Source organism: Methylovulum psychrotolerans, from assembly GCF_002209385.1.
GTDB lineage: Bacteria > Pseudomonadota > Gammaproteobacteria > Methylococcales > Methylomonadaceae > Methylovulum > Methylovulum psychrotolerans.
In genome coordinates this window covers 1,440,873-1,466,574 of the sequence record NZ_CP022129.1, presented here as the reverse complement: position 1 = coordinate 1,466,574, position 25,702 = coordinate 1,440,873, and the positions used below count along the sequence as shown (strand labels likewise).

The window sequence follows — 25,702 nt, the reverse complement described above, 5'->3', positions numbered from 1 at the left end:
CGTTAGATTGCTAAAAAGTTTAAAAAATAAAATTTATTGTAAAGATTTAGCGTCATCCTAGCCCGTCAACCGCTCCCACTCCGCCAATATCGCCAAAGCCTCCGCATCGGTACTGCCGCAGGCATCCTCAGTAGGTTGAAAACCGCTACAGACAGCCGGGCGACTGGGGTGCAGGAAAATAGCGCATCGGTTGCCTGCATCCAGATGCAGGCACCGTACCCCGGCGGGTTTGCCGTTGGGGTGTAAGGGCAGGGCGGAGGAAATGGAGGGGGCTATGCAGCACGCGCCGCAGCCGATCCGGCATTGCATGGAATGGCCTCGCTTAGGAATGGGCAGGAAATAATTCAGACAAACTAAAGGACACTGGTCTTGGAGCGCGGGCATCTTGCCCGCAAGGAGCGGGCAAGATGCCCGCGCTCCAAAGAGAAAACCGCCTTAGCCGTGCTCAGGTGGGCGAATCCGGCGATTCGGCTTTGACTTCCCGCGACAGCAGGTTTTCGACAGCGGCCTGTGGCGCAAGGCCTTCGTATAGCACTTTGTAGGTCTGTTCGGTGATGGGCATGTCGATGCCGTATTTTTGCGCCAACAAATAGGTTTGTTTGGCGGCGGAAACGCCTTCGATTTCTTGGCCGATTTCTTCAATGGCTTGCGCGCGATTTTTGCCGCGCCCTAAGGCCAAGCCAAAGCGGCGGTTTCGGGATTGGTCGTCGGTGCAGGTCAGCACCAAATCGCCTAAGCCTGCCAAACCCATCAGGGTTTCCGGTTTACCGCCCAGTTGGATACCTAAGCGCATAATTTCGGTCAGGCCACGGGTGATTAAGGCTGAGCGGGTATTGGCGCCGAAGCCTAGGCCGTCGGCAATCCCGGCGGCAATCGCTAAGACATTTTTGACTGCGCCACCGACTTCCACGCCGATCAGATCGGAACTGGTGTAAGTGCGGAAACGCCCGCTGTGGAAAATCTCCGCCAGTTGGTTGGCAAAATCGGTTTGCAAGGAGGCGATGGTGATGGCGGTGGGCAAGTCGGCGGCAACTTCGGCGGCAAATGATGGGCCGGAAATGATGGCCGCTGGGGTGTCGGGGGAAAAGATGGCCGCGACGGTTTCGTGTAATAAGGCGCCGTTGTCGGCATTAAAGCCTTTGGTTGCCCAGGCGATTTTGACATCGGCAGGCAGATGGGGCTTGAGCGCGAGGAGCGTGGCTTTAAAGGCATGGCTAGGCACGCAGACCATCAGGACATTGCCAAAACTGCCGACTTCGGGCAGATGGGCTGTCACGGTCAGCAGAGCCGGAAAATCGATGTTGGGCAGGTAGCGGTGGTTTTGCCGCGTTTGGGCTAATGCCGCGACATGCGCGGCATTATGCCCCCATAGTAGGGTTTGGCAGCCATTTCTGGCGGCGAGGATAGCGAGGGCGGTCCCCCACGACCCGGCCCCCAGAATGGCGATGCGGTTATCCATTAAGCTTAGTTCAATGTGCCTGTGCCGGGGGCTTGTTGCATTTGTTGCACATGTTGTGCATATAAGGCATCGAAGTTGACGGGAGCCAGTAACAGTTGCGGGAAGCCGCCACGGGTGACCAGATCAGAAATGGCTTCTCTGGCATAAGGGAACAGGATATTGGGGCAGAAGCTGCCCATCATAGGGCCCATTTCTTGGTCGTTGAAGCCGCCTAAGGCGAAAATGCCCGCTTGGTTGACTTCGACCAGATACGCAGTGACATCGCCGCATTTGACGGTGATGGTGACTTTTAAGGACACTTCAAACAGGTTAGGTTCTAAGTTATTGACATTGGTCGCCAAGTTGAAATCAACAGCGGGTTCCCATTTGGCGGTGAAGACGGCAGGGGTATTAGGGGTTTCAAAAGACAGGTCTTTTGTGTAAATTTTTTGGATAGAAAATTGTTTTTCTACGTTGTTAGTGTCTTCGGCCATAATTCAAGTTGGTTGTGGTTGAGTGATAAAAGGAGGGGATGATTAAGCTTTCTTCTTATTTTTGCTGATTTTCACCGGCAATTTGTAGTCGTTTTCCCACGCTGCCATACCGCCGGTGATGACAAACACTTGTTCAAAACCGGCTTTAGTAAGCATTTTTGCGGCGGTGGCGGAACGGGTGCCCGTTTGGCAGGCGACCAGCAACGGGGTTTTTTTGTAGGTTTCTAAGCCGGGCAGGTAGTCGACGAATTTGCTTAGGGGCGTGTTTTTGGCATCTTCGATGTGGCTTTCGGTAAATTCTAAAGGTTCGCGCACGTCAATAATGACGACTTGCTCATTGTTCATTTTGGCGACGGCCAGCAAGGGTGACAGGGCGGCGAATTTTTTAAAGGCGGTATCGAACAGCTCTTGGATCAACAAATAAGTCACTACCGCTAAGGCTAGCGATAAAATATAGTGGTTGAGGGCGAATTCTAGGTAACGGTTATAGTCCATGGGGTTTGGCTTGGTCAGGTGTTAAGGTGGTCAATGGGGCTTAGCGGAGCAAAATACATCCCGCATCATGTCGATAAGCTGGCTCATGCGCGGATCGTCGATATAATAATAGACGCGGTTGGCCTCTTTTTTTGAGCCCAAGATGTTTTTTTCTCTAAGTATCGACAAATGTTGGGAAATGTTGCTTTGGCTAGTGCCTACTTGCTCGACAATATCTTGAACGCTGATGGAGTCTTTCCCCAAAATGCACAAGATTTTCAGCCGTAAAGGGTGGGACATGGCTTTTAGGCAACGCGCCGCTTTGATGATGTCGTTTTCATCGTATAAAATGGGGTCTGTATTTGTGTCCATACTGTTAGTTCAAGGTCGGGGAAGATGATTTCCGTTTAGAAAAGAAGTCATTGGCAAGCCTCATACGGGATTAATATTATCCAAAGGCCCGCAAGGTGTATTAATATAGCAATTACTTGATCATGTTGCCTGTGATTGTCTGGCGACAGCGTCTGAATCAATTACAATATCCGTCAATACACAAAATGATACCTTACTTTTTTACATTATGGGTAACGGATAATGTCAGAGTTTTTGTCTGGGGTGAGATTTTTTCACAATTACCGATTTTTAGCGTCAGGAGATAAATAAACTATGTTGAACCGACCGCAGCCTTTAGCGTTACGGATTCTGGCGGCAGTAGAGGCGGTTGCCCGTGCTTTGCCACGGATTATGGCGGCAGTGGCTGACCAATCTTTACTTAAGGCAGCATAAGCGGAGAATGGCAAACAAACGGCTCTTAGGTCTGCTGCTTTGCGTTTGTGTGCGGCAGGCAGCGGCGCTCGAAGGTGATGGCCTGCAAGCTAGCGAAGCGGAATCGGGGCAAGCGCTTGAAGCCGAAATGCTGCCGGACGCTGACGTGGCGGCGGGGAGTAATACCGCTACTGTGCCGTTACCCCAAGATAATCTGGAACAATTGTTGGCGGATGTCGAAAAGCGTTATGGGGAGATTGCGGCGGCGCTGCATTCCCTTTATAAGCAGATTGAGCAAAAACGCCAAAATATAGAGAAAATCGAGCTGGAGATAGCCGTCTGCCAACGGGCTATCGCCAAAGAGCGCAAAGATTTGGCAGGGCAGGTCAAAGCCGCTTATGAAATGGGTGAGCAGGAAGAATTAAAATTGTTGATCAATCAGCAAGATCCCGCCTTGTCCAGCCGAATGATGATATATTACAGCTACATCAATAAGGCGCGGATGGCAAAAATTGCCCAATTAGAAAAATCCATCGCTGATTTGGAGCAATTAGACCAGCAAAAACAAACTGAAACCCAGCAATTGGAGTTGGATTTACGGCAAAAGCAAGCGCAGCAAGCCGCGCTGAATACGGTCAGGCAACAGCGCAAAACGTTATTGGCGGATATTGCCGCGACGTCTTATGAAGAGCAGCTCCGTTATCAGGCCGAAAGCGAGCAAAAGTTGCGCGGCTTGATTGCCTCGTTACCTCAAGAATTGGGCATTAAGGCAGCCCTTGCCGAGAATGCCCCCCCTGTTGCAGCCGATGCGGGGGAAAGCACCTCCCCAAGCGCCGACTTTACCGAACCGCTAGGTGACTTTACCGATTTTAAAGGTAAATTGTCTTGGCCTGTGCAAGGTCGGGTGGTGCGTAACGCCGGTCATGTCGGTGTGGAAGGCGGGGTGTTGATCGAGGCGAAAGAAGGTGTGGATGTCCGTGCCGTTGCGGCGGGCAAGGTCACGTTTGCCGATTGGTTGCGCAGTTATGGTTACTTGGTGATTATCGACCACGGCGGTGGCTATATGACCTTGTACGCCTTCAATCAGAGCCTTTACAAGCAGGTTAACGATACGGTAAAACCGGGTGATGTGATCGCCAGTGTCGGACAAAGTGGTGGACGTAGCCAGCCTGGTTTGTATTTTGGCATACGCAAAAATGCTATGCCGATTGATCCATTGGTATGGTGTCAAAGCTATTAGCAGCAAATAATCGCTCATTCATGAGAATAGACAATTAGAGGATTTGGAGTTTTAAGACACATGCTAAAAAAGAAAAATATATTGATCTTGTCGTTGGGTGTGATATTGGGTGTGGCCGTCGGTAACTGTGGCAGTGTCTTAGCCGATAAGGATAACCAGCCGGTATCCGACACCTTACCGTTTGAGGATTTACGGACGTTTACGGAGATTTTCGGGCGTATCAAACGCGATTATGTCGAACCCGTATCCGATAAGAAATTGCTCGAAGATGCCATTCGGGGCATGTTAAGCGGCCTTGATCCGCATTCCGCTTATTTGGTGGCCGATGAATACCAAGAGCTGAAAGAAGGCACGACCGGACAGTTCGGCGGCTTGGGCATTGAAGTCACGATGGAAAATGGCTTTATCAAAGTCGTTTCGCCAATTGATGATACGCCTGCCCAAAAAGCCGGCTTAAAAGCGGGCGATTTGATCGTCAAACTGGATGACAAACCCGTTAAGGGCATGTCTTTGGCGGATGCGGTCAAAACCATGCGCGGCGAGCCCGGCAGTAAGATTTTACTGACGGTGGTACGCGAAGGTGCAGAAACGCCGCTGAAGTTTTCGATAGCGCGTGACATCATCAAAGTGAAAAGCGTCAAAAACCGTTTGTTGGAAAAAGGCTATGGTTATGTGCGCATCAGCAGCTTCCAATCAGGCACAGGCGATAACCTGACCGAATCGTTGGCGGCGTTAAAGAAAGAAAACGGTGGCAACCTGAAAGGTCTGGTGCTGGATTTGCGCAATAACCCAGGTGGTGTGTTGGATGCGGCGGTAAAAGTCAGTGACGCATTTTTGACTAGCGGCCTGATCGTTTATACCGAAGGCCGTATCGAAAATTCCGAAATGCGCTTTAGTGCCGCCCCTGACGATTTGATTGACGGTGCGCCTATTGTGGTGTTGATTAACTCCGGTTCCGCCTCAGCTTCGGAAATTGTCGCAGGTGCTTTGCAAGACCAAAAACGCGCCATTATTATGGGCGAGAAATCGTTTGGTAAAGGTTCGGTGCAAACTATCTTGCCGACCACCAATGGTGCGGCGATTAAGCTGACCACGGCACGCTATTTCACGCCGTCTGGACGCTCCATCCAAGCCGAGGGTATCGAGCCTGATATTGCCTTGGCGCGGGTTAAGCTGGAAACGCTCGACAAGTCGGATTTTACCCCCGTTAAAGAAGCGGATTTGTCAGGGCATTTGCAAAATAACAAAGGCAAGGCGGCGGGTGCGGCGGCAACTGATGATAAGGCCAAAGACGATTTGGAAGTGAAAGATTACGCCTTATCCGAAGCACTGAACCTGCTCAAAGGCATCAGTATTATGAAGACTAAGTAATTCGCCTTAAGAAGCCTTTCAGGTTATTGAAGCCTGAAAGGCTATAAGCCCACCTTAACTGCGTTCAGCACGCTTTTTTAAGGTGGCGTTGAGGCGTTGTAAGGCTTGTTGTAAAGTAGGGTCACTGATGCTGGCGCTTTGTTTTTGCATCAGGTCTATGGTGTCGGCAGAAGGGATGTTGACGTGTGGCTTTTTGCCGCCTTGTTGGCTAGTTGCCCCAGTGGTTTCGGTCATCACTTTAATATTTACTTTCTGTACGGCTGGGCTAGGGGGGGCGGCGGCACTGACCATTGCCGCTAACAAGGTCTGGTTGTAAAAACGTAACTGCGATGCCCAAATTGCCGAATCGGTATATACCAGCAGAGTGTTATTGCTGGCCAGACAATGGCAAACATGTTTTGCCAGATTTTCGGGTAAACTTTGCCGGACGTGTTGCAATAGCCGCCGTTGCTGTTCGATTTGGCCGAGATAATAGCCAAACATACGGTTTTGATAGGCAAGCGGAATGTGGAATGCGGTTTTAGCCATAAATTACTCCATCCTAAAGCGTTAGGTATCTATAAAATAAGCTGATGCTGCTATTTGCCGTGCTGAGAGGGCCTATTCCCTTGTCTAAAGTCTCTTATTTTGTTGCCATTGTTGACGCTTATAATAAAATTGTCAATTAATTCAGTTTTTTATAGGGTTTAGGCGGCATCTGGCACTGTGGCAAGCTGGGCTAAACCAAGCTGTTGACTGGCAAGGCCTGCCCAAACACTATTTTTTACGTTCTCTTTATTGAAAAAGGTTAGTCCATGAATTATAAACTTATTCTCCCTATCGTCGCTTATTTGGCTGTGGTGGGTTGCGCGACTACGCCCGACCCGTGGGCGATGGTGCCCAGCCAAAATATTGGCTTATGGCAATCCTTAGGGGTTAGCCCGGCGGTGGCGATGGGTTATACAACCAACGGCTTTGAGCCAGCCGATGCGAAGCCTTGGATACAGGCAGGCATTGATGACCCTAAACAGGCGTCGTTATGGCATCGCGGTGGGGTTACCCCGACCGAAGCCAGTAAATGGTTGGCGATGGGGGTGTCCCCAGAAATGGCGATCAGCTATGCAACCAATGGCTTTGATCCGGCAGACGCTAAACCTTGGATACAGGCGGGTATTGATGATCCCGACCAAGTTATGCTGTGGAGCCGGGAGGGCTTTAACCCCAGCCAAGCCAAGAAATGGCTGGCAAAAGGCTTCAGCGTCGAACAAGCCTTGGATTATAAGAGAAAAGGCCTTACCGTCGAATAGCTTAGCGTAGAGGCTGTCATGTTACGGCTTTGGCAAGCACACCTGAAGGGATAATGTCCTGTCTAGGGACATTATCCCTTCACCGTTTTTACCCGTTTTTATATCCCCCACATGCTAGTACATCTTAAAACGCTGGGCTGCCGCCTGAATGAGGCGGAACTGGAAACATGGGCGCAGGCCTTCCAAAAATCCGGCCATCAAATCACCCGCCAAGCCGAAGCCGCCAATTTGGTAGTGATTAATTCCTGTGCCGTCACCCAGGATGCGGCGCGGAAATCACGCAATCTGATACGGCGCATCCACCGCGACAATCCGCAAGCCAAGCTGGTGGTCAGCGGCTGTTATGCGACCCTAAATCCTGATGAGGCCGCCGCCTTGCTGGGCGTTGATCTGGTGGTCAGTAACAAAGATAAAGACCAATTGGTCACGAAGGCTTTGACGGAATTGGCGATGGAAACTATGCCCGCCATGTCGACCGAACCCGGCGAAATTTCCCTGTTCACCCGTGGCCGCCAACGCGCCTTCGTTAAAGTGCAGGACGGTTGCCGTTACCGTTGCACTTTTTGTATCGTCACCGTCGCCAGAGGCGAAGAATCCAGCCGTACCATTAGCGACGTGGTGGCGGAAATTAATGCCCTCCATGCCCAAGGCATTACCGAGGTGATCCTGACCGGGGTGCATTTAGGCGGCTATGGCAGTGATTTAGGGCTTAATCTGGTGGCCTTGCTTAAAGCCATACTGGCCGAAACTGCTATTCCCCGCTTGCGTCTGGGGTCGTTAGAGCCTTGGGAATTTGATGAGGAGTTCTTCGGGCTATTCCAAAATCCGCGCCTGATGCCGCATTTACATTTGCCGCTGCAAAGCGGTTCCGACAGCGTCTTAAGGCGTATGGCCCGGCGCTGCAAAACCGCAGAGTTTGCCGAGATCGTCGGGCAATTACGCGCCCAAATGCCGCATTTTAATGTCACCACCGATATTATCGTCGGTTTCCCCGGCGAGACCGAACAGGAATGGCAAGACAGCATCGACTTTATCCGGCAATTGGGCTTTGGCCATATCCACATCTTTACCTATTCTAAACGCGAAGGCACCAAAGCCGCCACTTTGCCATATCAGGTCGCTAATGAGGTCAAAAAACAGCGTAGCCAACAATTGCATAGTTTGGCTGAGAGTCTGAAACAAGCTTTTTGGCGGGCTAATTTAGGTGAAGTATTTCCGGTGTTATGGGAAGCATACAGCGAACCTGTTGATGCCGAACGGCAACGGGTTTTTGGCTATACGCCGAATTATTTGCGGGTCGGCTGCGTGATAAGCAATAGCGATTCTTTGGAAAATACCACGGGTGATGCCCGTTTGACTGGGCTTAGCGCGCAGTATGTGCTGGCTGATTATGTTGATTAAGAAAGGGGGGGATTCATCTGCTGACGCTGGCAAATATTTCGGGTTTTTGGCATTAAAAACACGTTTGCTTAGAATGCTACGTTCACCTGACTTCTAAGGTAATCAGTATCATGCCCACCCGCTTCGGTAATCACTTGTCCGGCAAAAAAATGGCTGTAACTAAAACCGAGTGAAACGTATTTGTTGATTTCCCAATCGACATTTCCAGAAAAGGCGTGGGTAACAAATTGCCCGTTAACGCCTAAAGTTTGTGGCAAGGGATTAAGTCCGCGCACATACACAGCATCATTTTTTGACAGCCGCCAATAAAAATTCCAATCAACGGACACGCGGACGTTTGTTAACGGTTGTATGGCGAGATTAGGCATTATGTTAAAGAAATTCTGGGGAGCTAGCATAGCCGCTTCCTCAAAATAGGATAGATTGGGATATAAAGGGTTAAAGGTATTTAGCTGCTTATCTTTGGCATTATCATCGCCGCTAGCGATGTTAGCGCTTAAACCTAGGCGCGGCCGCCATTTTAGGCTGTTAAAAGTATAACCTGTGAGTGAGGCGAGAGTCCAGGCATTGATTGTCAACGATCCGTAGCGGCCTGTTTGATAAATGCCTTCGTGATTCCAATCCCAGCCTGACTGCTTACCGAACATCCGGGTGCCGAACGAATGCCTTGTTTCATCGGCCATCATAGCTTGATATTTGGCTGCTTGGCGTTGTAAGCCTATATAGTAAAATTCTGCTTTAGTCGGTTTAAAAGCCCATTTGCTGTTCAGCCCCCACAGTTTTTCTTGTGTATTGCCCTGATCATCGAAACTTGCCGGCTTTACTTCAACCTCTTCAAAACCAAACGCTTCCACGTCCAGATAAGTATTTTTTAAGCGGACATGTACGCCATCAAACGCCCGGCGGACATTCTGGCCTTCGCGTACGCTGATGAGGCGTGACGAACCCAAAGCAAACTCCTGTCTGCCGACACGGGCAGTCACCGTTTGAAAATGCAGGTCAACAAAACCTTGTTGCAAATCCGCGCTGTTGTTATCCAGTGATCCTTTATTAAGGCCGACAGTATCCGACAAATAACTGCTTAGCTGGATAAACGCCCTAACCTGTTCGGAGACGTGTAAATCGGCATGGACTAAAAAGCGATGCAGAAATACTGTAAACGTCTAGCCAATCCACCTAGGCAAACCTGATACGAACTGTCATCCTTGCCCTTTTGTATGGGGAATAACGATGGCATCATCAAAGAAGTGGATTGGGCATATTGAAGCATGGCAGGCCAGCGCATTATGATTTTGGCAAAGGTTTTCGCACCAAAAATCAAGGGAACGGCAATTGGGAAGACCGGGTAAGCAGTGAGTGTAAAAAGTGTACTTTCTGCACTCTCTGAAAAATGAAATCGATTATCTTTACTGGCTACCGCCGAGTTTCACCGACGATAACCACTGTAAGAAGACAATAAAGTCCTATACTCAGCTGACCTTTCCAGTATGGCATCCATCGAACGCACCGCTTACCCACGCTTCAAGCGAAATCCGCTAGCCAATGAGTTGGATGCGCTCTACACCCCAAAAGAGGATGAGCTGCATTTTGCCAATACCCTGTCACGCAAAGAACCGACACGTTTTTGTATCCTATTGCTGCTTAAGGCCTTTCAGCGGCTTGGTTATTTTCCGGACGTGGCGGTTATACCTTCGGACATCGTGCAGCATATCCGTGCTGCCAGCGGTATCAGTAGCGAAGTATCACCGGTTTATTCCGACTTAAAAACACTGTATCGGCATCATCAGGCTATCCGGCAACATTTAGGTGTAGCGGCCTGGAATGATGACGGATTGCGGGTGGCCAGCGAAGCCATGGCTACCGCTGCCGAAGTGATGGATAACCCGGCCGACCTGATCAACGTTGCCATTGAAGAGCTGGTGCGGCAGCGTATCGAGCTGCCTGCCTTCAGTACGCTTGACCGGCATTCACGGCGAATTCGTACCCTGGCCAATAGCCGCATATTCGAAACGGTATTGAAACGCTTATCGCCGTCTGAGCGTGAAGGCCTCGATGCATTGCTGGAAGTCGGAACTAACCCCCAAAAAAAGTCCCTGTTCTTTACCATCAAGCAATTGCCTAAATGCCCGTCTCTGGGGCATTTACAGGATTTGCTGGATCATATTGTCAAGCTTTCCGATACGGTAGGAAGCGACCAGCACTTGCAGGGTATCCCTTATGCCAAGATCAAGCATTTTGCCGCAGAAGCTAAGGCCTTGGACGCTGCTGAGATAAAGCAGTTTTCGCCGCCAAAGCGGTATGTGCTCATCCTCAGCATGATCCACCGTGCCCGCATCCAGACCCGTGACGATCTTGCCAACATGTTCATCAAGCGTATCAGCCAAATCCATCGGCGAGGTAAAGATGAACTGGAACGGTTACGCATCAAATTCCGTCAGAAAACCGAGCATCTGGTTGCAACGCTGTCCGATGTCATTAACGTGCTGGAAACGCAGCCTGAAGATGAGGAGGCCGGGCGCACCATACGCACTTTGCTGACGGAACACGGCGGAGCCGCCGCCTTGCATGACGATTGCGCGGCCATCACCGCTTTTAGCGGTGATAACTATTTCCCGCTGTTGTGGCGTTTTTACCGTAGCCATCGGCCCGCATTATTCCGTATGTTGCGGTTGTTGGCCATGACTTCGACAACTGAAGACACGTCCCTGATGCAGGCATTGGATGTCTTGATGAAACACGAGCACCGAAAATGCGTCTTGATTGATGACACGGTGGACTTTTCTTTCACTAACGGGCGCTGGAAACGCACTGTACAAGTGAAAACCGAGAATGGCGAACGAATTAACCGCCAACACTTCGAAGTGTGCGTCTTTTCCGCATTGGCTGCGGAAATAAAATCGGGGGATGTGGCTATCCGGGGTTCGGAATCTTACGCCGATTATCGTGAACAACTTTTGGGTTGGGAGGAATGCGAACCCTTGGTGGGGGATTACTGCCTGCAATTAGGCTTTGCAAATAACGCGCAGGCATTTGTAACCAACTTGCGTGAAGTGTTGGCCCAGAAAGCCGCAGAAGTCGACGCAGGGTTTCCGAACAATAAAGCGCTGGGGCTCACTGAAAGCGGCCTGCCGATTCTGAAACGGAGCGAACCCCACGAATCGAAAGCCTCGGCCCGTGCGCTCGAAGCGGCTTTACTGCAACGGATGGATGAACGTAACGTAATCGACGTGCTTTGCAATGTCGCCCATTGGACAGGATGGAACCGTCATTTTGGGCCGCTATCAGGTTCTGACCCCAAGATCGAAAACCCTGGGGAGCGGTATATCCTCACCGCATTCACCTATGGCTGCAATCTGGGGCCGGCACAAGCCTCGCGTCATCTACGCGGCACGGTCACGCCGCACATGCTGTCTTTCATCAACCGCCGACATGCCAATACCCATAAATTAAATGCAGCGATTAAGGACATTATCAACCATTACCATACGTTTGAATTGCCAAAACTGTGGGGCACCGGAAAATCAGTTGCCGCAGACGGCACGAAATTAGAGATATACGTCCAAAACCTACTGGCGGAATACCATATCCGCTACGGCGGTTATGGCGGCATTGCCTATCACCATATTGCCGACACCTATGTGGCGCTGTTCAGCCATTTTATACCTTGCGGGGTATGGGAAGCGATCTACATCATTGAAGGCTTGCTGCAAAACACATCAGACATACAGCCTGATACCGTTCATGCCGACACCCAAGGCCAGTCGACGCCCGTGTTTGCCTTGTCTTATTTGTTGGGCATAAAACTAATGCCGCGCATCCGCAATTGGCATGATCTGGTGTTTTTCCGGCCCGGCAAAGACATTACCTACAAACATATCGATATACTGTTCAAGGATGCCATCGACTGGGAGTTGATCGAAACACATTGGAAAGATTTGCTGCGGGTAGTCCTGTCGATCAAGGCCGGAAAGGTTTCATCCTCGATCTTATTACGCAAGTTGAGCAACTATAGCCGTAAAAACCGGCTATATCAGGCTTTCAGGGAATTAGGCAGGGTGGCCCGTACCCTCTTCCTTTTGGATTACATCTCCGACATGGAATTACGCGAACAGATTACGGCGACCACAAATAAGGTGGAAGCGTACAACGGATTTTCCAAGTGGCTGTTTTTCGGTGGTGATGGCGTCATCGCCGACAACGATCCCGAAGAGCAGGAAAAAGTCATCAAGTATAATGATCTGGTGGCCAATGCCGTCATCTTCCAAAACGTGGTCGATCAGACGCGGATATTACGGATGCTCAAAGAAGAGGGTTTTCCGATAAACCGGGAGGATGTGGCAACTTTAAGTCCTTACGTCACAAGCCATATCAAGCGTTTTGGCGATTACGTTATCGATTCAAATGCCATTCCGGAGCCTATAGACCCGACATTGCCGATATAATCAACTGGGTTTGGCCGCTATGTCCTATTTTTACATGTATGTCGGCTGTACCCGCCCTTGGGGCAAAGAGTACCTGACAGGTTTTGCAAATATTGATGAAATTATGGGCGATGTCGGCCCGCATTATTTACAACGGACGAGTGCCGTGGGCATATACCCGCAAGGCAACTCCCGGCAGGGCATCAGCGATTTGAGCGGCAATGTTTGGGAATGGTGCCTGAACAGTTATCAAGACCCCGGCAACACGGCATTATCGGGGACGTTTTCCCGCGTGTTGCGCGGCGGCTCTTGGTACCGCTTTCAAGGCCACGCGCGTGCCTCGTACCGCCTCAGCCGCGGGCCCGGCCTCCGCTACGGGCCTGTCGGCTTTCGGGTGTGCTGTGCGTCCCCCATCTGAACGCTGTCCACTGAACCCTCCGCCGCGTTAGCGGCGGGCGATTTTTTTGTCGAGTGGCAAATTAAACTGGGCATTAACGTTGTGACAATTTATCGAAAAGCTGTGTGCGTAAGCCCAAAGTATCCGCATAACGGGCATGATTAACCCAAGCTTTAACGCTGGCATCCAATTCGGTAAAGCTTATGTCGCCACGCCGCCAAGCATCCATACGTCCGTTTAACCGTCGGGTAGCTGTTTGCACCTTTCGGGCTTTTAGCTTCCGGTGGTTTGGGTAAATCACGAAGCCCAACCAAGGCACACCGCAAGTGACAGGTAACACTTGGGTGCTGGATTCATGGATGATCAGCCGGAGTTTTTGTAAGCGTCCGATAGATGAAGAACTGGGGGACTGATGTGGGACGCACGGCACACCCGAAAGCCGACAGTATTGTTGCGGTTGTCGGGCGTGTTGTTGTTGCGGTACGAGGCACGCGCGTTGTCTTGATTGTTGTTCCAAGAGCCGCCGCGCAACACGCGGGAAAACGTTACGGGTAACCCCACTGGTAAACCAGCTAGTTTATTATGCGCTGAGATAGGAGGGGTATCAAGAAAAAAATCGCCCGCCGCTAACGCGGCGGAGGGTTCAGAGGACAGCGTTCAGATGGGGGACGCACGGCACACCCGAAAGCCGACAGTAATGTCGCGGCAGTCGGGCGAGCCGTAGTTGCGGTCCGAGGCACGCGCGTCGTCTTGACTGCCGTACCAAGAGCCGCCGCGCAACACGCGGGAAAACGTCCCTGATAATGCCGTGTTGCCGGGGTCTTTATAACTGTTCAGGCACCATTCCCAAACATTACCGCTTAAATCGCTGATGCCTTGCCGAGAATGGCCTTGCGGGTATATGCCTACGGCACTCGTCCGCCCCAAATTATGCGGGCCGACATTATCCCAAGTCTCGTTAATATTAGCAAAGCCTGTCAGGTACTCTTTGCCCCAAGGGTACGCAAAGCCTGCTTGGGTGCTACAGGCCGCCTGTTGCCACTGGGCTTCGGTCGGCAAGGTGATGGCGTAGCCTAACCGCGCCGACAGCCAGGCGCAAAAGGCCATGACCTCAAACAAAGACACATTGTTGCGAGGGTGGTTGGCTTCTGTCCAGTGTGGTGGCTCAGGCGTTTCGGGTGTGGCATCCAGTCCTATCCACCAATGCGGGTTGGTGTAGCCGTCCGCATCGTCAAGAAACGCTTGGAACTGGGCGTTGGTGACCGGATAACGGGCCAGACAGAACGGTGTGACGTGAACAGTACCTGCCTTATCTTCCAAAACCACCACCCCTCCAGGCACCTTCACCCAATCTATATCCGGCCAACCTTGGGTGTTAAGGCCTACCCCCGGACGCGGGTCGCCTAAGCCCGATAACACCCGCCCCGCTTCCGCACGTTCGCTGATATTTAAGGCTTGGGCATCCGCCAACAGCTTGACCAGCTCTTGCCGCACGGTTTCGGTTAAGGTATCGGTTTTGCTGATGTTAAGTTCCATTAACGCCAAACCCGCCAAGACGTACAGGCGTTGGCGGGCGACCCCTACTTGGTTTTTTCCGCATTCCAACACTTCTTTAATATAACTGACGGCAAAACCGGGTTGGTTTTGTTGCATAATCACCGCCTGCATAAACACTTCCCGCCACCATAAAGGATCGGCACAGACGGCGGGGCTAAGCAGGTCTTCGGTTTGCGAGGTCAGCCAGCCCATCGCCAAGTATTCCTGAAAAGAGCGGTGCGGAAAGGCAAACTGCCGTTGTTCGCGGGCGATTAAAATACCGGTATGCTGTTGTAAAAAGGCCATCAGGTCATGGCGGCCCAGTTTATCGAGGATAGGGTCAAAAGCCGTATAGATCGCCGCCGTGCTAATATCTGCCGTGTGCCGATTATCGGCCTGTTGCTGTTGTTGTGCCTTATGGGCGTTATAGGCAAGGGTTTGCAGGCAAGCCAGCAGGACTTTTTCATCCAAGCGTAATTGTTGCCCGTCGCTATCCCGAAACGTCTCTTGCCGCCAACGGTAGAGCAATAAATCGACGCTTTTTTCGTAGAGTTTGACCCTGTCTTCGGGTAAGCGGCCACCGCTGGCGTGTAAAATGGCAATCAGGGTCAACAATAAAGGCCGCTCGGCCAGCTCTTGTAAATGCGGCTGGTGTTCGACCTTATCCAGCAAATCCTCTACCCGTTGCTGAAGTTCGGTTTCGCGTAACGCAAAACGGCTACGCGCGGTGTTATACCAACCCTTAATAAACTGCGCCCTTTGTTCTTTATCAAAGGGGGTCAGGAAAAATTCGCTAAACCCTTTCAGCCGCCAGCAGGGGTCGGTATAGGCATAAGGGCGGGCGGTGATGATAAAACGGCTATGTTCCGGCAATGACGACACTAAGGCGCGGATAGCCTGTAATAAATGCCCCTGGCGTTGGTCGGCGGCGGGGACTTCATCCAAACCGTCCAAGAGGATTAAGCCGCCTGGAGGCTGCATCAGTTGGTGCTGTAACGTGGCTAATACCGCTTCTGCTTGTTGGCTGTTGCTTAACGCTGCGCGGATGTCTTCTTTGACGCTTTCCCAAAGCCAAGCGGCTTGGCCTTGGGCAGTTGCGTCAAGTTGGGCGGGGATTTGTACCCGGCGCAGGATAATGCGCAGGGGGATGCGGCCTTGTAAAGAATCGGGCAGGAAGTGTGTGAGGTTGTCGGTGAGCAATAGGCAAGTGAGTTGGTTAATTAACGCGGACTTACCCGACCCTGGGTCGCCAATCACCACCGCCAAGCGTTGGTCTTGCAACAAGTCCAAAATAGGCTGGGGGTCTTGTTGCCTATCCTGCATCATTGTTCTGGCTAAAGCGATAGTCTCCGCCGTAGTTTCTTGCCATGTTTTGCTGGGGGGAATGGCTTTTAACGGCACAAAAATATCCGGCAATTCAATCGGCGAGGCCGAGGCCATGCCCATACGCCCGTCCAGAATAGGCAAGGGCAATTGGGCGCATTCATCCCGCACCAGCTTAAGCCAAACCGCCAAGTAAGGGGTGTTTTGGGTGGTGAGTGTGGGGTCTGGAACTGGGGTGGGGAGGTTTTTTTGTTTGTGCCACGGGCGGGCGGGGTCGTGTAGCCAGAGTTGCAGGTCATGACTGAAAATGTCTTTAAAATCGTCTGTGCTGGCAAAGTCTACGGTTAAGAATAACGGCTCTTGGGTTTGTAGTTGGCTTTTAAAATCGAGGACTTTTTGCCATTGATTGCTGGCTACCATCAATTGCTGGGGGTTATTCGGTGACCCTTGTTTGCTCCACTCTTGGCGAAAAAACCATTTTATTTCCGGCCAACCGCCCTGCTCTGCCCGAAACTGCATGGCGGTTTGAAACTCTTCTTCTGTACCGGATTCGTAATCGCCTGTGGGTGTGCCGAAGCGTTGGCCTAATAGGCCAACCAGTAAGACTAAGGAGCTTTGATACTGGGCTAGGGTTTGTTCGGTAATCAACGCTTGCGCCCTGCCGACACCTGCATGGCTGTAGTATTCCCAGCCTATCACCTTAAACTCAAGCCCTTGGCGGTTGGCAGTGGTGCGGTTATAGTCTTGGAAGAAGTCCCTTACCATTTGGCGTTCGTCATTCATATCCCCTGGGGAGGCGAGGAAGATATGATAAATCTTGTAGTCAAGCGGCATGGGTTGGGCGGACATAGGTCATCCTTGGCGGTTGTCGGGGTATTGTCAGCCGTTATTATGACAAAAGTAATCCATTGTTGCAAAACAGGCGCAGTTGCTATGATGGAGCGCGGGCATCTTGCCCGCACGGGGGGGTAAAGCCATCGTGCAAAGGCTAAAGACCTTTGCACGATGGCCTGATAGGCCGCTTTGAGCGGAGTGAAATAGTCTTTAGCCATTGCACGGGTAGCCCTTCACCCCAAACGCCTACTGACAATCACTAGCCACGGCTGTTGGTTGCAGGGTAGGCCTTGGGGACGGTAGTAGTGTTCTACGATGCCAAAACGTGCTGCGTTGAGAAATGCCGCGCTGTCCGCCAGTTCCATATAATGCCCGTAGCGTTGTCCGTGTACTTGTTCGCCGTGGCCGCGCGGGTTGGAGGTAAACAATACCCCGTCCGGCCTTAGGGCTTGGTGCAGGGTGGCGAGTACATCCGGTAGGCGTTGCCGTGGGACGTGGAATAACGAGGCGTTGGCGTAGATGCCGTCGAAGGCTTGGGCGGGCAAGTCCAGGTCGAGAAAATCTTGTTGCCATATCGGGCAACCGGTCAGTTGTGCGGCCATTTGGCAAAAAGCGGCGCTGCCGTCTAAGCCGACGGGGCGGTGGCCGATAGATTGGAAATAGCGCACATCCCGCCCCGGCCCGCAACCCAGGTCGAGAATATCCAAGCTGCTGCCCGTTTTACAAGCCCCTAAAAACGCGGCGAGGTTTTGTGAGACATCATGGTCTTTGGTGCCTTCCCAAAAGGCTTGGGCATTGGTTTCGTAATGGTTGATGGTCTGCCCGGTGAGGGTTTTCAGGGGGTGGTCGGTAACAATGGCGGTCATGGCTTAGCGGTAGGGTTGGTGGGGATAGAATGACTTATAAGCGTCCGGTGTTGGGCAAGCGATAGGGGCTACATGTTGGCACACCCAGTTAGGCCATCGTGCAATGGCTAAAGACCATTGCACTCCGATTATTTGGGCCGTACGGCCAAAGCCGAACGGCTTTAATAATCAAACTCATAAATAATCCCTAAGCTGTTAGGGTTGGCGTTTTTGCTGGTGCTGCTGGTCGCCCCTACGGCGGCTTCCAGTTTGATGTGCTTGGTCAGGTCAATTTGGATGGTGGCTTGTGGCGTACCCGTTAACCCTTGCCGGGTGCCGAGGTAAACGCCGGGGACAACGTAGCGTCCGGCTTCCAGGGAAGTGTTTTGGCCGCCGACCGAGAGCCTATCTAGGCCTAGGCTACTGCGGATCTTATCCAAGGGGTCGCCCATGCTTGAGGTGGCACCTGATAAGGAGGCTACCGCAGAGCCAATTTGTACCATTTCCAGCACGCTCAAACTACTGGCGCTTTGGCCAAACAGCAGACGGGCCAGAATTTCATCTTGCGGCAGTTCGGGGACGCTGCTTAAGGTTATTTTCGGATTACTGGCTGTACCGCCGATAGTCAGGGTGGTGGTAAAGCTATTTTTAGTGTTAGTGACAATAAAATTGAGAGAGGGGTCGGTCAGTTTGCCGCCGTCAAAACTGACCCGGCCTTGTGAGAACGTCAGAGTCTTGCCGGCTAAATTATATTGGCCGCGCCGTAAGCTAAAGCCTCCGGCGGGTTCGGGTGCGTTGGCAGTACCGTGTACTTGTACTGTACCTGCCAGTTCGGCCTCAACCCCCCGTCCTCGGACAAAAATTTCGTCAATGGCGGTAATCACTAAATTGAGATCCATTGGTGCTGTGCTGGCTTCGGGCACTTCGCGTTGGCCGGGGGTTTTTAGCTTAAGCACGGCGAGATTGGCGGGTAAGTGTTCGGGAATGCGGATATCGGCGCGGTTGATTTGAATCGCCCCTAAGAGCAGCAAATGTTCCGTCGCCGAGCCGCGCAAGGTCAGGTCAGCGTTTAAGTCAACCGCCAAGCGGTCACTTGCCAAGGGTTTGGCTTTGTTAGCGGTGATTTTTAGGTTGACCGGAATTCCCGCCTTCAATATGTCAATACTGCCAGTGATGGTAACCGTACCTTCTCCGGCAGTACCTACCAGTTTTTCTATCAGTAATTGCTGGTCTTTTGCCCTGATGATGCCGTTAATGGCGGTGATGTTCGCGCCGATGGCGTAATCACGCGCTTCCACTTTGTTTAAGGTTGCGGTGCCTGTCACCAGTGGTTGCGCTAATGTCCCTGCCAAACCGCCATCAAGGCTAATTTGGCCACGGCTCCGTCGCCCGTTGGTGCTGAGTAAGGCATCGAATAGCTTTAGCTCCAGTAAGCCTTTCACTTTTAAGTCCAAAAGTCCATCCGGTTTAAGCGGGGCAGTGCCGGTGATTTGCAGATTGGCATTGTCTCCGGCTTTAAGCTGGGCCTGTAGGTGGGCGAGCAAGCCATCAAGAGTAACCGTGGTGTTCAGGTGGGCAGGGGGAAGCGCGTTGGCGTTACCGCCAACAAGGCGTAGTTGTTCGGCATTCAGGGTCAGTGTTCCGGTCGGTTGGGATAGATTGCCTTGTAATTGCGCTTCCGCCGAAACTTTACCGCTTATCGGCAGGCTGGGAATGAGCAATTTGACGCTATCAAGATTCAGTTGCCGCACTTGCGCGTTAAGTGCTAAAGCCGGGCTAAGCTGCCCGTCGGCCAGCAACCGGGCTTCGCCCCAACCTGCCTGTAAATGCGCGACGCTAAGGGTTTTGCCCAAGCTAATACTGGCTGGGGCTAATAAGCGTAACTCTTGTTTTTGCCACTGCGCCGTTAAGGTCGCCAGTTCCAAGGCTTGGGTGCTGGCCGAATAAAAGCCGGTACTGTTGATGTCCACGGGAGTATCCAGCGGCTTATCGAAATGGCTGCTGGCTTGTATGGCCAGGTGTTCCAGAGTGCCGTCCACATCCATTTGCGCAGTACCCGCCAGAGTTCCGGCAGTTAAGCCCTGTAGGGCCAATTGCCCCTGCAAGCGCGGCTTAGCCAATGCGTTTTGTACGGTTAGCGCCAGCTTGCCTTGGTCGATGCGGGTAGTTGCTGCGACACCGAGGCTGCGTAAGATAACGTTGATCTCGGCGCTATTGGCGGGACTGGTTTTTAGGTTCGCCGTTACTGCGCCAGTTATCGGCACGTCCACAATGCCGCGCAAATCATCTAAGCGTTTGATGCTGATGTCCAGTGTTCCGGTTGGCCATGAGCTGGCGGGAGGCAACACAAACAGGCCTTGGCTATGGAGGCTTTTCCAATCGGCACGGTTGATGCTGATCTGCCGGGTTTGGTTCGGTAAGGCTTTGACTTCTGCCGCCAAATCCAGCGGCGCACCTAGCCACACCGTGTGGGCAGTGAATTGGCCGCTGGCCTGCTGCGGCAGATGGTCGGCTTTGAGTTGTGCGGTTATCGGTTTGCGCGGCCAAGCCCCCATGCCGAATTCGCCGTTTACCTCGGCAACGGTGCTCATGTCCGTTAGTGGGCCGCTAAGCTGGCCTTTTGCGTTTAGCTTACCTTGCGCTTTGGCGATAACTGCTCCCAAATCATTAATGTCCAGTTGCCAATCTAATTGGCTCAATTGCTCTTTTAAGCTGCCGCTGGCTTGTAAGGTAATGGCTTTGCCCTGCACTTGGCAGCGCGATAAGCTTTGTTCGGTGGCGCTGGCGAGCAAGGTAATGCCAAAATCGGCTTGTTTACCGAGCAGATTGACTAACGCTGCCGGGCCACCCGTCATAGCCACTTGCCCGTCTACGTTGATTTCTGCTTTGTCACCCTGTTGCCGTGCCTGTAGGGTGGCGCTGGCCGTACCTGCCATATCTACCCCAGCCAATGCCGCCAAAGCTTGCAAATGCGGTAAGTTAACCTGCATGGTGGCATTGGGCTGGGGATTGGTGGCGGCAGTGCCTGTGACGCTAAACAGCGGATGCTGGAGCGCCAGCGTCAGGGGATGCGCCGCTTGATCCATGCGCAGCGCCGCCTGTAGGTTGATGGGCTGGGCTTGTAATACGTCTTGCTGGCCTTCGGCTAAGGTTAGTCCCGCTAAGGATCCGCTCAGGTGCAGTTGGCCGCTGTCACCTTGTGCCAATAGGTGCAGTTGTCTGATAACCGTTTTGGCAACGCGTAAGGTTTGGATGTCGATATGGCCATCCAGCGTCGGTTGGGTCAGTGCGCCTTGCAGTTTGCCATTGATGGCCAATTGCTGCCAAGCCAAGTCGGCATGGGCTTGCATGGCGGGGGATTGGGCGTTGATTTGCCAGTCGATTTGCTGGTTTTTAGCGTTGAATGTGCCTGCCATTTTGGCTTTCAGCAAATCCCAGTCAAGGTCAAGCCGGGTAGTCAATTGGTCTAAGGGGCCGTCAACGCTGGCTTCCAACACTAAGGGCTTGGCATCTTGCCAGTTGAGCAATTGTGATAACAGCCCTTGCGCGGGTTCTTGTACGCTAGCCTGCACAGATAGGCGGTTAGCGTCAATATGGCTGGTTACGGTATAGCTACCTTGGTGTTGGGTGTCTTTGACCGACAAGTGTAAATCACCTTGTTGCAAGGAACGAAGCTGCGCTTGGCCATCCAGCGTCAAACCGAGGGTTTGCCCGCTCATGGCCGTCAGGTCAATTTGTCCAATATGTAGCTGCCCAAGCTTAACGGTTAGCGGTAAGTTGAGCGAAGCAAAATCAAATGGTGGGCTTGGGGGCTGAGGTGGGGCATTTGGGTTGGCGACAAAGCTAAAATGCGCCACCTCGACTTGCCGGATGTCGGCCAGCCCTGTGAATAATTGCCAAGGTTGCCAAGCGATTTGTAATTGCTCAATGGTCAGTACACCTTGGCTATCTTGCCAAATAACCCGCCCGACCCGTACTTGTTCGGGAAAATGCCCCGTCAGTTCAGACAGGGTTAAGCGTTGTTGGGTCAGGGTATGGGCCGAATCGGTGATAAATGTCCGCCCTGTTGAGGTATTGGCGGCAACCAGTACCAAGACGATGGCCGCCAAAGGCAAGCCGAAAATTAAACCTAAGAGCCAAAACACATATTTACGCATCAGAACGCCTGCCCAAGACCTAAATAAAGCTCAAAAGAACCGCTATTGGATTGTGGGTTGAGCGGTAACGCCACATCCAAACGCAAAGGCCCGAAGCTGGTGTAATAGCGTAGGCCCAACCCCGCCCCCATTCGCCAATCGCCCGAGGCTAGCAAGGTATCAGGGCTAACTTGTCCGGCATCGGTAAATGCCACTACGCCATAATGTTCAAACAGACGTTGGCGGAACTCTACCGTGGCGGTGGCGATCCCCTTACCGCCTTGGGGGTTACCGTCGCTAAATTGCGGTCCTATGGATTGGTAACGGTAGCCGCGCACCGTCGCGCTGCCTCCGGCATAAAAGCGTTTATCCGGCGGCAGGTCAAAGCGCCCTGCCCCTGCAATATTACCCAGCAAGCCACGCACGGCCAAGACACTCCGGCCTTCGGTGTGAAAATCCAGATAGCTGGCCGCCGACAATTGCATAATCACAAAAGTATGCAGTTCTGACCCCTGTAGGGATTCAATCGGTGTCAGCGCCGCTGTCGCCAGATTGCCGTGCGTGGGGTCTAGCAGATTGTTGGTGCTGTCATATTTGAGGCTTAGCGGCAAGCTGGCTAGGGTGTAATCACGGGTCTCACCCTGTTGGGTGATACTCGCTTGCTCTGGGCTTATGCCAACAGTTCCTGTCCAAACAGGGCTTAATTTCCGGCTGAGCTGAACTTCGGCAAGAAACACATCTTCATTATAAGTGATTAAATTTTGCCGGATATTCGCCACATTGACCAGTAAGGATTGGCCGATTTGTAAAAAATCCGGCTTAATGAAATTGGCGGCGACATTATAGCCGACGCCGGTGGTACTGTTGCCGCCCAACTGGGTGACTCCGGCGGTCAGGTTAAGCTGTTCGCCATAACCGAATAAGTTGTGATGTTGCCAATAATTGTTAAGGCTGCCCCCTAAATCGGTGGAATATGCTGCCCCTAAATGGATAGTATGGCGTAACCTTTCCCCGACCACAAAGGTGACCGGCAGATGCTGTTGGAGATCGAGTTTCTGTGGGTTCTGCCCCTCACCTAAACGCACCCGTACCGTCGAAAAAACCCCGGTTGCCTGTAAGCTCTGGCGGTCTTTTTCAATATCGGACAATTTAAACGGCTGCCCTGAGGCGATTTTTAAGCGGCGGTCGACAAAAGCCGGGTTTACCTTAGCCAAACCCTGCACACTGACCTTGCCTAAGGTCACTGGCTCACCCGCCACCACGCGATAACTTACATCCAACTCGTGGCTGTCAGGCAATAATTGCCCTATCGGCTCTTCGACTTTTGCCAAGGCATAGCCATGATCTTGCAAGGCCAGCATTAATTTTTCCGCCGCTTGCTGGAGATCCGCCGCGCGGGCAGGGGCATTGGCCTTTAAGCCTAACCATTGCTTAGCCTCACTAGGGGCGGAGCCTTCAATAACCGCATTATGGACATGGAACAATGCCCCTGGCTCTACCGTTATTTGTACGGGTACAGGCGGGTTGGCGGGGGAGTAGTCAATGGTGTCGTAAATGCCCCGGTCATCTAAGGGGCGGTCGGCAATGCGCACCTGCACTTTGCCTTGGTAATAGCCCAAACTTTGCAAGGCCGCCGTAAACCGTCCCACATCCGCCCGTGCCCGTGCCACCATGGCAAACGAGCCAACCGGAGCGACTTCCTTGAGGCTGATTAAGGTGCAGACTTGCGCAAGCATCCCGTCTAACTCGGTATCGCCAGTTTTGGCAATAGTCACGGCATAAGGCTGGGGGTCGGCGGCATAAGCCGCCGTTATTGCCAGCAGTGTCAGGCATAAAATCCAACCGTTTATCCGCAAAGCAAATACGAGTTTCATAACGGCATTGTGGGGTATTTTAGTGTTTATGGGAGGTGGTTAGGCTAGGTTTACCTATTATTTTAGCAAGGTTACCCCAAAGTGTAGCCGTATACGTCCACAGAAGAAACAAAGAATGTGCGGGGGTGGAAAAGTTATCCACATTTTCTGTGGATAACTTTGTTGAAAATTGGTCATATTAAATTATAATTATTTGAAATAAAAGGTAAATTATTAGATTGTCTAAGTTTTTACCAGTCGCTGTAAATAGCCCATTATCTTGACAGGCAGCAGGGTATGCCGGGTGCTTGGGGCGTTTTTTTGCCAAACGAATAGCACGTCCATTTTGCGGATTATCAAAAAACCTTAGCATTATCCGATCACCTTCAATCAGATTGCTGCTTATATATCAACACTAAATCAACAGCTTCTGCTGATATATCAACACCTATTATTCTGATAAAACAAAATAACACATTGATTTTTATTTTCTTTTTGACATGGCATTGTTGTTGCTTTTAGTCCTTATGTGCAACAACTATCCAACTACTTGAGGGAAAAGCTTATGAATACGTCTGAGGTTAATGGCCATAACCAAATTAAAGGCAAAATACGGACTATCCACACCCGTGATGTCCTTTCCGAAATCGAATTGGATACCGCCGCCGGTATCATTACGTCTATTATCACCACTAGTTCATTAAAAACATTAGGTTTGGCAGTTGGGCAAGAGGCGGTTGCGTTAGTGAAAACCACCCAGTTTGCGTTAGCAAAACCGTAAGTGTGGTGGATTTATGAATGCAATAACCATCATCCAGCAACCCGCTGTTAAAGTGCGTGGCTTGGCATTTGTGCTGGAATTGGAACTGTCCGATCCTGCTGTGGTTGGCCAATATGAACTTAAGATAGTCAGCCATGACCGTAGCGAGGCATTAGTTGCCGTTGATGTCCAAACTAGCTTGCACGGCAAATTAACCTTAAGTGTGCCGATTCAAGCTATTCATATCCCGTCGCTAGCGAAAGCCTATTTGCTGGTCGCAGGTGACAGTTTGGATATTAGTCCGGTATTTTTGCGCTATCAGCTTAATAAAAATAAGCTTAATGATAATGCCTATTTGACGCATACGATTTTTAACGCTTCGGCGCGGGATTTTTCGCCTGATGATTTGTTTGTCGTGACTTATGCGTACTTAAAGAGCATACCGCTAGAAAATCAAAATTTCGGCGGGCTGATAACTGTCTTATCTTACCGTATTGCCGACAAATTAGACGAACGGGGCGATTTACTTGATAACGTCTATGCCACCTATCGGCAATATCGGGAAGTTGTCCAGACCCATGATGCCATTGCTTTCCGATGGTTTGTGTCCTGTTCCAGCGCGTTAGCTACGGTGTTGCTGTCGGTCGGTTCGATTGCCCAAGCCAGTAATGTGGTTGAAACGGCCTTAAAAACGATTGTCCATCCGGGTTTTAATCCTATGGTACATCAAAATTTTACCCTGCTGTTATTCCAAGGCGGCTTGATTAAGGTCTGGAACCAACGTTTTGACGAAGCCACCAGTTTGTTCATCAGTGCTGTTAATGCCGGACGTTATGGCATGATCGACTTATTGCACCCACAAAATAATTGGTTGCTAGGCCAGATCAGCGATTGCCACCACCTGTTAGGTTATATCGAAGCGGCTTATTGCGCCGCCATGGCTTGCAGCAAAGACCAATTGCCACCCCAGTCGCGGTTTGCGTCGGGTAAATCCCCAGCCAAACTGAAAATTGATTTCAGAAACATTTTTGAGCGGTTTGAATGTTGTAAAAAACACACGCCACCGTTTTTCGAACAAGTTTTGCAAACCATGCAGACCTATAAAGACCAACCTTAATTGTGAGTCTA

Annotated in this window: 21 protein-coding genes; 8 read left to right on the top strand and 13 right to left on the bottom strand. The window is 51.5% G+C overall.

The annotated features are described in order from the left end of the window. Positions 1-57: 57 nt before the first annotated feature. The 5 genes from CEK71_RS06625 to CEK71_RS06605 all read right to left on the bottom strand — a co-directional run bounded on the left by CEK71_RS06625 (position 58) and on the right by CEK71_RS06605 (position 2,778). The gene (locus CEK71_RS06625; RefSeq protein ID WP_232463778.1) at positions 58-384 is read right to left on the bottom strand and encodes a YkgJ family cysteine cluster protein; all 327 of its coding nucleotides are present in this window, start codon (positions 382-384) and stop codon (positions 58-60) included. A 61-nt stretch (positions 385-445) separates the two neighbouring features. Next, the gene (locus tag CEK71_RS06620; RefSeq protein WP_088618647.1) at positions 446-1,459 is read right to left on the bottom strand and encodes an NAD(P)H-dependent glycerol-3-phosphate dehydrogenase; all 1,014 of its coding nucleotides are present in this window, start codon (positions 1,457-1,459) and stop codon (positions 446-448) included. A 5-nt stretch (positions 1,460-1,464) separates the two neighbouring features. After that, a complete protein-coding gene (gene secB / locus CEK71_RS06615) occupies positions 1,465-1,932 on the bottom strand; it encodes a protein-export chaperone SecB (protein ID WP_088618646.1) in 468 nt (155 codons plus the stop codon). Positions 1,933-1,974: 42 nt separating this feature from the next. After that, entirely contained in the window at positions 1,975-2,427 is a 453-nt protein-coding gene (locus CEK71_RS06610) for a rhodanese-like domain-containing protein (RefSeq protein WP_088618645.1), read from the bottom strand. A 30-nt stretch (positions 2,428-2,457) separates the two neighbouring features. Then, a complete protein-coding gene (locus CEK71_RS06605; RefSeq protein WP_088618644.1) occupies positions 2,458-2,778 on the bottom strand; it encodes an ArsR/SmtB family transcription factor in 321 nt (106 codons plus the stop codon). Positions 2,779-3,199: 421 nt separating this feature from the next. Between CEK71_RS06605 and CEK71_RS06600 the strand changes: the two genes are divergently transcribed. Beyond that, on the top strand, positions 3,200-4,411 hold the full coding sequence (locus CEK71_RS06600; RefSeq protein ID WP_088618643.1) for a murein hydrolase activator EnvC family protein: 1,212 nt from the start codon (positions 3,200-3,202) through the stop codon (positions 4,409-4,411). A gap of 60 nt (positions 4,412-4,471) precedes the next feature. After that, entirely contained in the window at positions 4,472-5,782 is a 1,311-nt protein-coding gene (locus tag CEK71_RS06595) for a S41 family peptidase (protein WP_088618642.1), read from the top strand. 54 nt (positions 5,783-5,836) lie between these two features. Here the strand turns inward: CEK71_RS06595 and CEK71_RS06590 are convergent, their stop codons facing one another. Continuing rightward, a complete protein-coding gene (locus tag CEK71_RS06590; protein ID WP_088618641.1) occupies positions 5,837-6,310 on the bottom strand; it encodes a DciA family protein in 474 nt (157 codons plus the stop codon). 266 nt (positions 6,311-6,576) lie between these two features. Between CEK71_RS06590 and CEK71_RS06585 the strand changes: the two genes are divergently transcribed. Next, complete coding sequence (locus CEK71_RS06585; protein ID WP_088618640.1) at positions 6,577-7,068, top strand: hypothetical protein; 492 nt, start codon at positions 6,577-6,579, stop codon at positions 7,066-7,068. Between the two features lie 111 nt (positions 7,069-7,179). Further along, positions 7,180-8,469 (top strand): tRNA (N(6)-L-threonylcarbamoyladenosine(37)-C(2))-methylthiotransferase MtaB, encoded by a 1,290-nt coding sequence (gene mtaB / locus CEK71_RS06580; RefSeq protein ID WP_088618639.1) that lies wholly within the window; start codon positions 7,180-7,182, stop codon positions 8,467-8,469. A gap of 68 nt (positions 8,470-8,537) precedes the next feature. Here the strand turns inward: mtaB and CEK71_RS06575 are convergent, their stop codons facing one another. Next, complete coding sequence (locus CEK71_RS06575; protein ID WP_088618638.1) at positions 8,538-9,617, bottom strand: alginate export family protein; 1,080 nt, start codon at positions 9,615-9,617, stop codon at positions 8,538-8,540. A gap of 339 nt (positions 9,618-9,956) precedes the next feature. Here CEK71_RS06575 and CEK71_RS06570 point away from each other — a divergent pair, with 339 nt between their 5' ends. Both CEK71_RS06570 and CEK71_RS06565 read left to right on the top strand, forming a co-directional pair. Continuing rightward, entirely contained in the window at positions 9,957-12,911 is a 2,955-nt protein-coding gene (locus CEK71_RS06570) for a Tn3 family transposase (protein WP_088618562.1), read from the top strand. Between the two features lie 19 nt (positions 12,912-12,930). Further along, complete coding sequence (locus tag CEK71_RS06565) at positions 12,931-13,308, top strand: formylglycine-generating enzyme family protein (protein ID WP_088618637.1); 378 nt, start codon at positions 12,931-12,933, stop codon at positions 13,306-13,308. A 73-nt stretch (positions 13,309-13,381) separates the two neighbouring features. On the opposite strand, the gene CEK71_RS24125 is transcribed toward CEK71_RS06565, so the two are convergent. The 6 genes from CEK71_RS24125 to CEK71_RS06545 form a co-directional block, all read right to left on the bottom strand. Continuing rightward, positions 13,382-13,549 carry a hypothetical protein gene (locus tag CEK71_RS24125; RefSeq protein WP_198328490.1) on the bottom strand — a complete coding sequence of 56 codons (168 nt, stop codon included), beginning with the start codon at positions 13,547-13,549 and terminating at the stop codon, positions 13,382-13,384. 101 nt (positions 13,550-13,650) lie between these two features. Further along, a complete protein-coding gene (locus tag CEK71_RS24120) occupies positions 13,651-13,821 on the bottom strand; it encodes an SUMF1/EgtB/PvdO family nonheme iron enzyme (RefSeq protein ID WP_408630486.1) in 171 nt (56 codons plus the stop codon). A gap of 123 nt (positions 13,822-13,944) precedes the next feature. Next, positions 13,945-16,995, bottom strand: a complete 3,051-nt coding sequence (locus CEK71_RS06560) for an NACHT domain-containing protein (RefSeq protein ID WP_088618636.1) — start codon at positions 16,993-16,995, stop codon at positions 13,945-13,947. A 218-nt stretch (positions 16,996-17,213) separates the two neighbouring features. Next, positions 17,214-17,846 carry a class I SAM-dependent methyltransferase gene (locus CEK71_RS06555; RefSeq protein ID WP_088618635.1) on the bottom strand — a complete coding sequence of 211 codons (633 nt, stop codon included), beginning with the start codon at positions 17,844-17,846 and terminating at the stop codon, positions 17,214-17,216. Positions 17,847-18,007: 161 nt separating this feature from the next. Then, positions 18,008-21,982 carry a translocation/assembly module TamB domain-containing protein gene (locus tag CEK71_RS06550; RefSeq protein ID WP_088618634.1) on the bottom strand — a complete coding sequence of 1,325 codons (3,975 nt, stop codon included), beginning with the start codon at positions 21,980-21,982 and terminating at the stop codon, positions 18,008-18,010. Then, entirely contained in the window at positions 21,982-23,835 is a 1,854-nt protein-coding gene (locus CEK71_RS06545; protein WP_088618633.1) for an autotransporter assembly complex protein TamA, read from the bottom strand. The genes CEK71_RS06550 and CEK71_RS06545 overlap by 1 nt, the downstream gene beginning before the upstream one ends. A 544-nt stretch (positions 23,836-24,379) precedes the next feature. Here CEK71_RS06545 and CEK71_RS06540 point away from each other — a divergent pair. After that, entirely contained in the window at positions 24,380-24,595 is a 216-nt protein-coding gene (locus CEK71_RS06540; RefSeq protein WP_088618632.1) for a TOBE domain-containing protein, read from the top strand. Between the two features lie 13 nt (positions 24,596-24,608). Further along, positions 24,609-25,691, top strand: a complete 1,083-nt coding sequence (locus tag CEK71_RS06535) for a hypothetical protein (RefSeq protein ID WP_088618631.1) — start codon at positions 24,609-24,611, stop codon at positions 25,689-25,691. The last annotated feature ends 11 nt before the right edge of the window (positions 25,692-25,702 follow it).

Excerpts from the sequence above, each read along its gene's own strand:
- CEK71_RS06545 (WP_088618633.1), bottom strand. The coding sequence starts at position 23,835 with ATGAAACTCGTATTTGCTTTGCGGATAAACGGTTGGATTTTATGCCTG.
- CEK71_RS06590 (WP_088618641.1), bottom strand. The coding sequence starts at position 6,310 with ATGGCTAAAACCGCATTCCACATTCCGCTTGCCTATCAAAACCGTATG.
- CEK71_RS06550 (WP_088618634.1), bottom strand. The coding sequence starts at position 21,982 with ATGCGTAAATATGTGTTTTGGCTCTTAGGTTTAATTTTCGGCTTGCCT.
- CEK71_RS06560 (WP_088618636.1), bottom strand. The coding sequence starts at position 16,995 with ATGTCCGCCCAACCCATGCCGCTTGACTACAAGATTTATCATATCTTC.
- CEK71_RS06570 (WP_088618562.1), top strand. The coding sequence starts at position 9,957 with ATGGCATCCATCGAACGCACCGCTTACCCACGCTTCAAGCGAAATCCG.
- CEK71_RS06555 (WP_088618635.1), bottom strand. The coding sequence starts at position 17,846 with ATGACCGCCATTGTTACCGACCACCCCCTGAAAACCCTCACCGGGCAG.
- CEK71_RS06585 (WP_088618640.1), top strand. The coding sequence starts at position 6,577 with ATGAATTATAAACTTATTCTCCCTATCGTCGCTTATTTGGCTGTGGTG.
- mtaB (WP_088618639.1), top strand. The coding sequence starts at position 7,180 with ATGCTAGTACATCTTAAAACGCTGGGCTGCCGCCTGAATGAGGCGGAA.
- CEK71_RS06605 (WP_088618644.1), bottom strand. The coding sequence starts at position 2,778 with ATGGACACAAATACAGACCCCATTTTATACGATGAAAACGACATCATC.
- CEK71_RS06625 (WP_232463778.1), bottom strand. The coding sequence starts at position 384 with ATGCCCGCGCTCCAAGACCAGTGTCCTTTAGTTTGTCTGAATTATTTC.
- CEK71_RS06535 (WP_088618631.1), top strand. The coding sequence starts at position 24,609 with ATGAATGCAATAACCATCATCCAGCAACCCGCTGTTAAAGTGCGTGGC.
- CEK71_RS06620 (WP_088618647.1), bottom strand. The coding sequence starts at position 1,459 with ATGGATAACCGCATCGCCATTCTGGGGGCCGGGTCGTGGGGGACCGCC.
- CEK71_RS06595 (WP_088618642.1), top strand. The coding sequence starts at position 4,472 with ATGCTAAAAAAGAAAAATATATTGATCTTGTCGTTGGGTGTGATATTG.
- secB (WP_088618646.1), bottom strand. The coding sequence starts at position 1,932 with ATGGCCGAAGACACTAACAACGTAGAAAAACAATTTTCTATCCAAAAA.
- CEK71_RS06610 (WP_088618645.1), bottom strand. The coding sequence starts at position 2,427 with ATGGACTATAACCGTTACCTAGAATTCGCCCTCAACCACTATATTTTA.
- CEK71_RS06600 (WP_088618643.1), top strand. The coding sequence starts at position 3,200 with ATGGCAAACAAACGGCTCTTAGGTCTGCTGCTTTGCGTTTGTGTGCGG.
- CEK71_RS06565 (WP_088618637.1), top strand. The coding sequence starts at position 12,931 with ATGTCCTATTTTTACATGTATGTCGGCTGTACCCGCCCTTGGGGCAAA.
- CEK71_RS06540 (WP_088618632.1), top strand. The coding sequence starts at position 24,380 with ATGAATACGTCTGAGGTTAATGGCCATAACCAAATTAAAGGCAAAATA.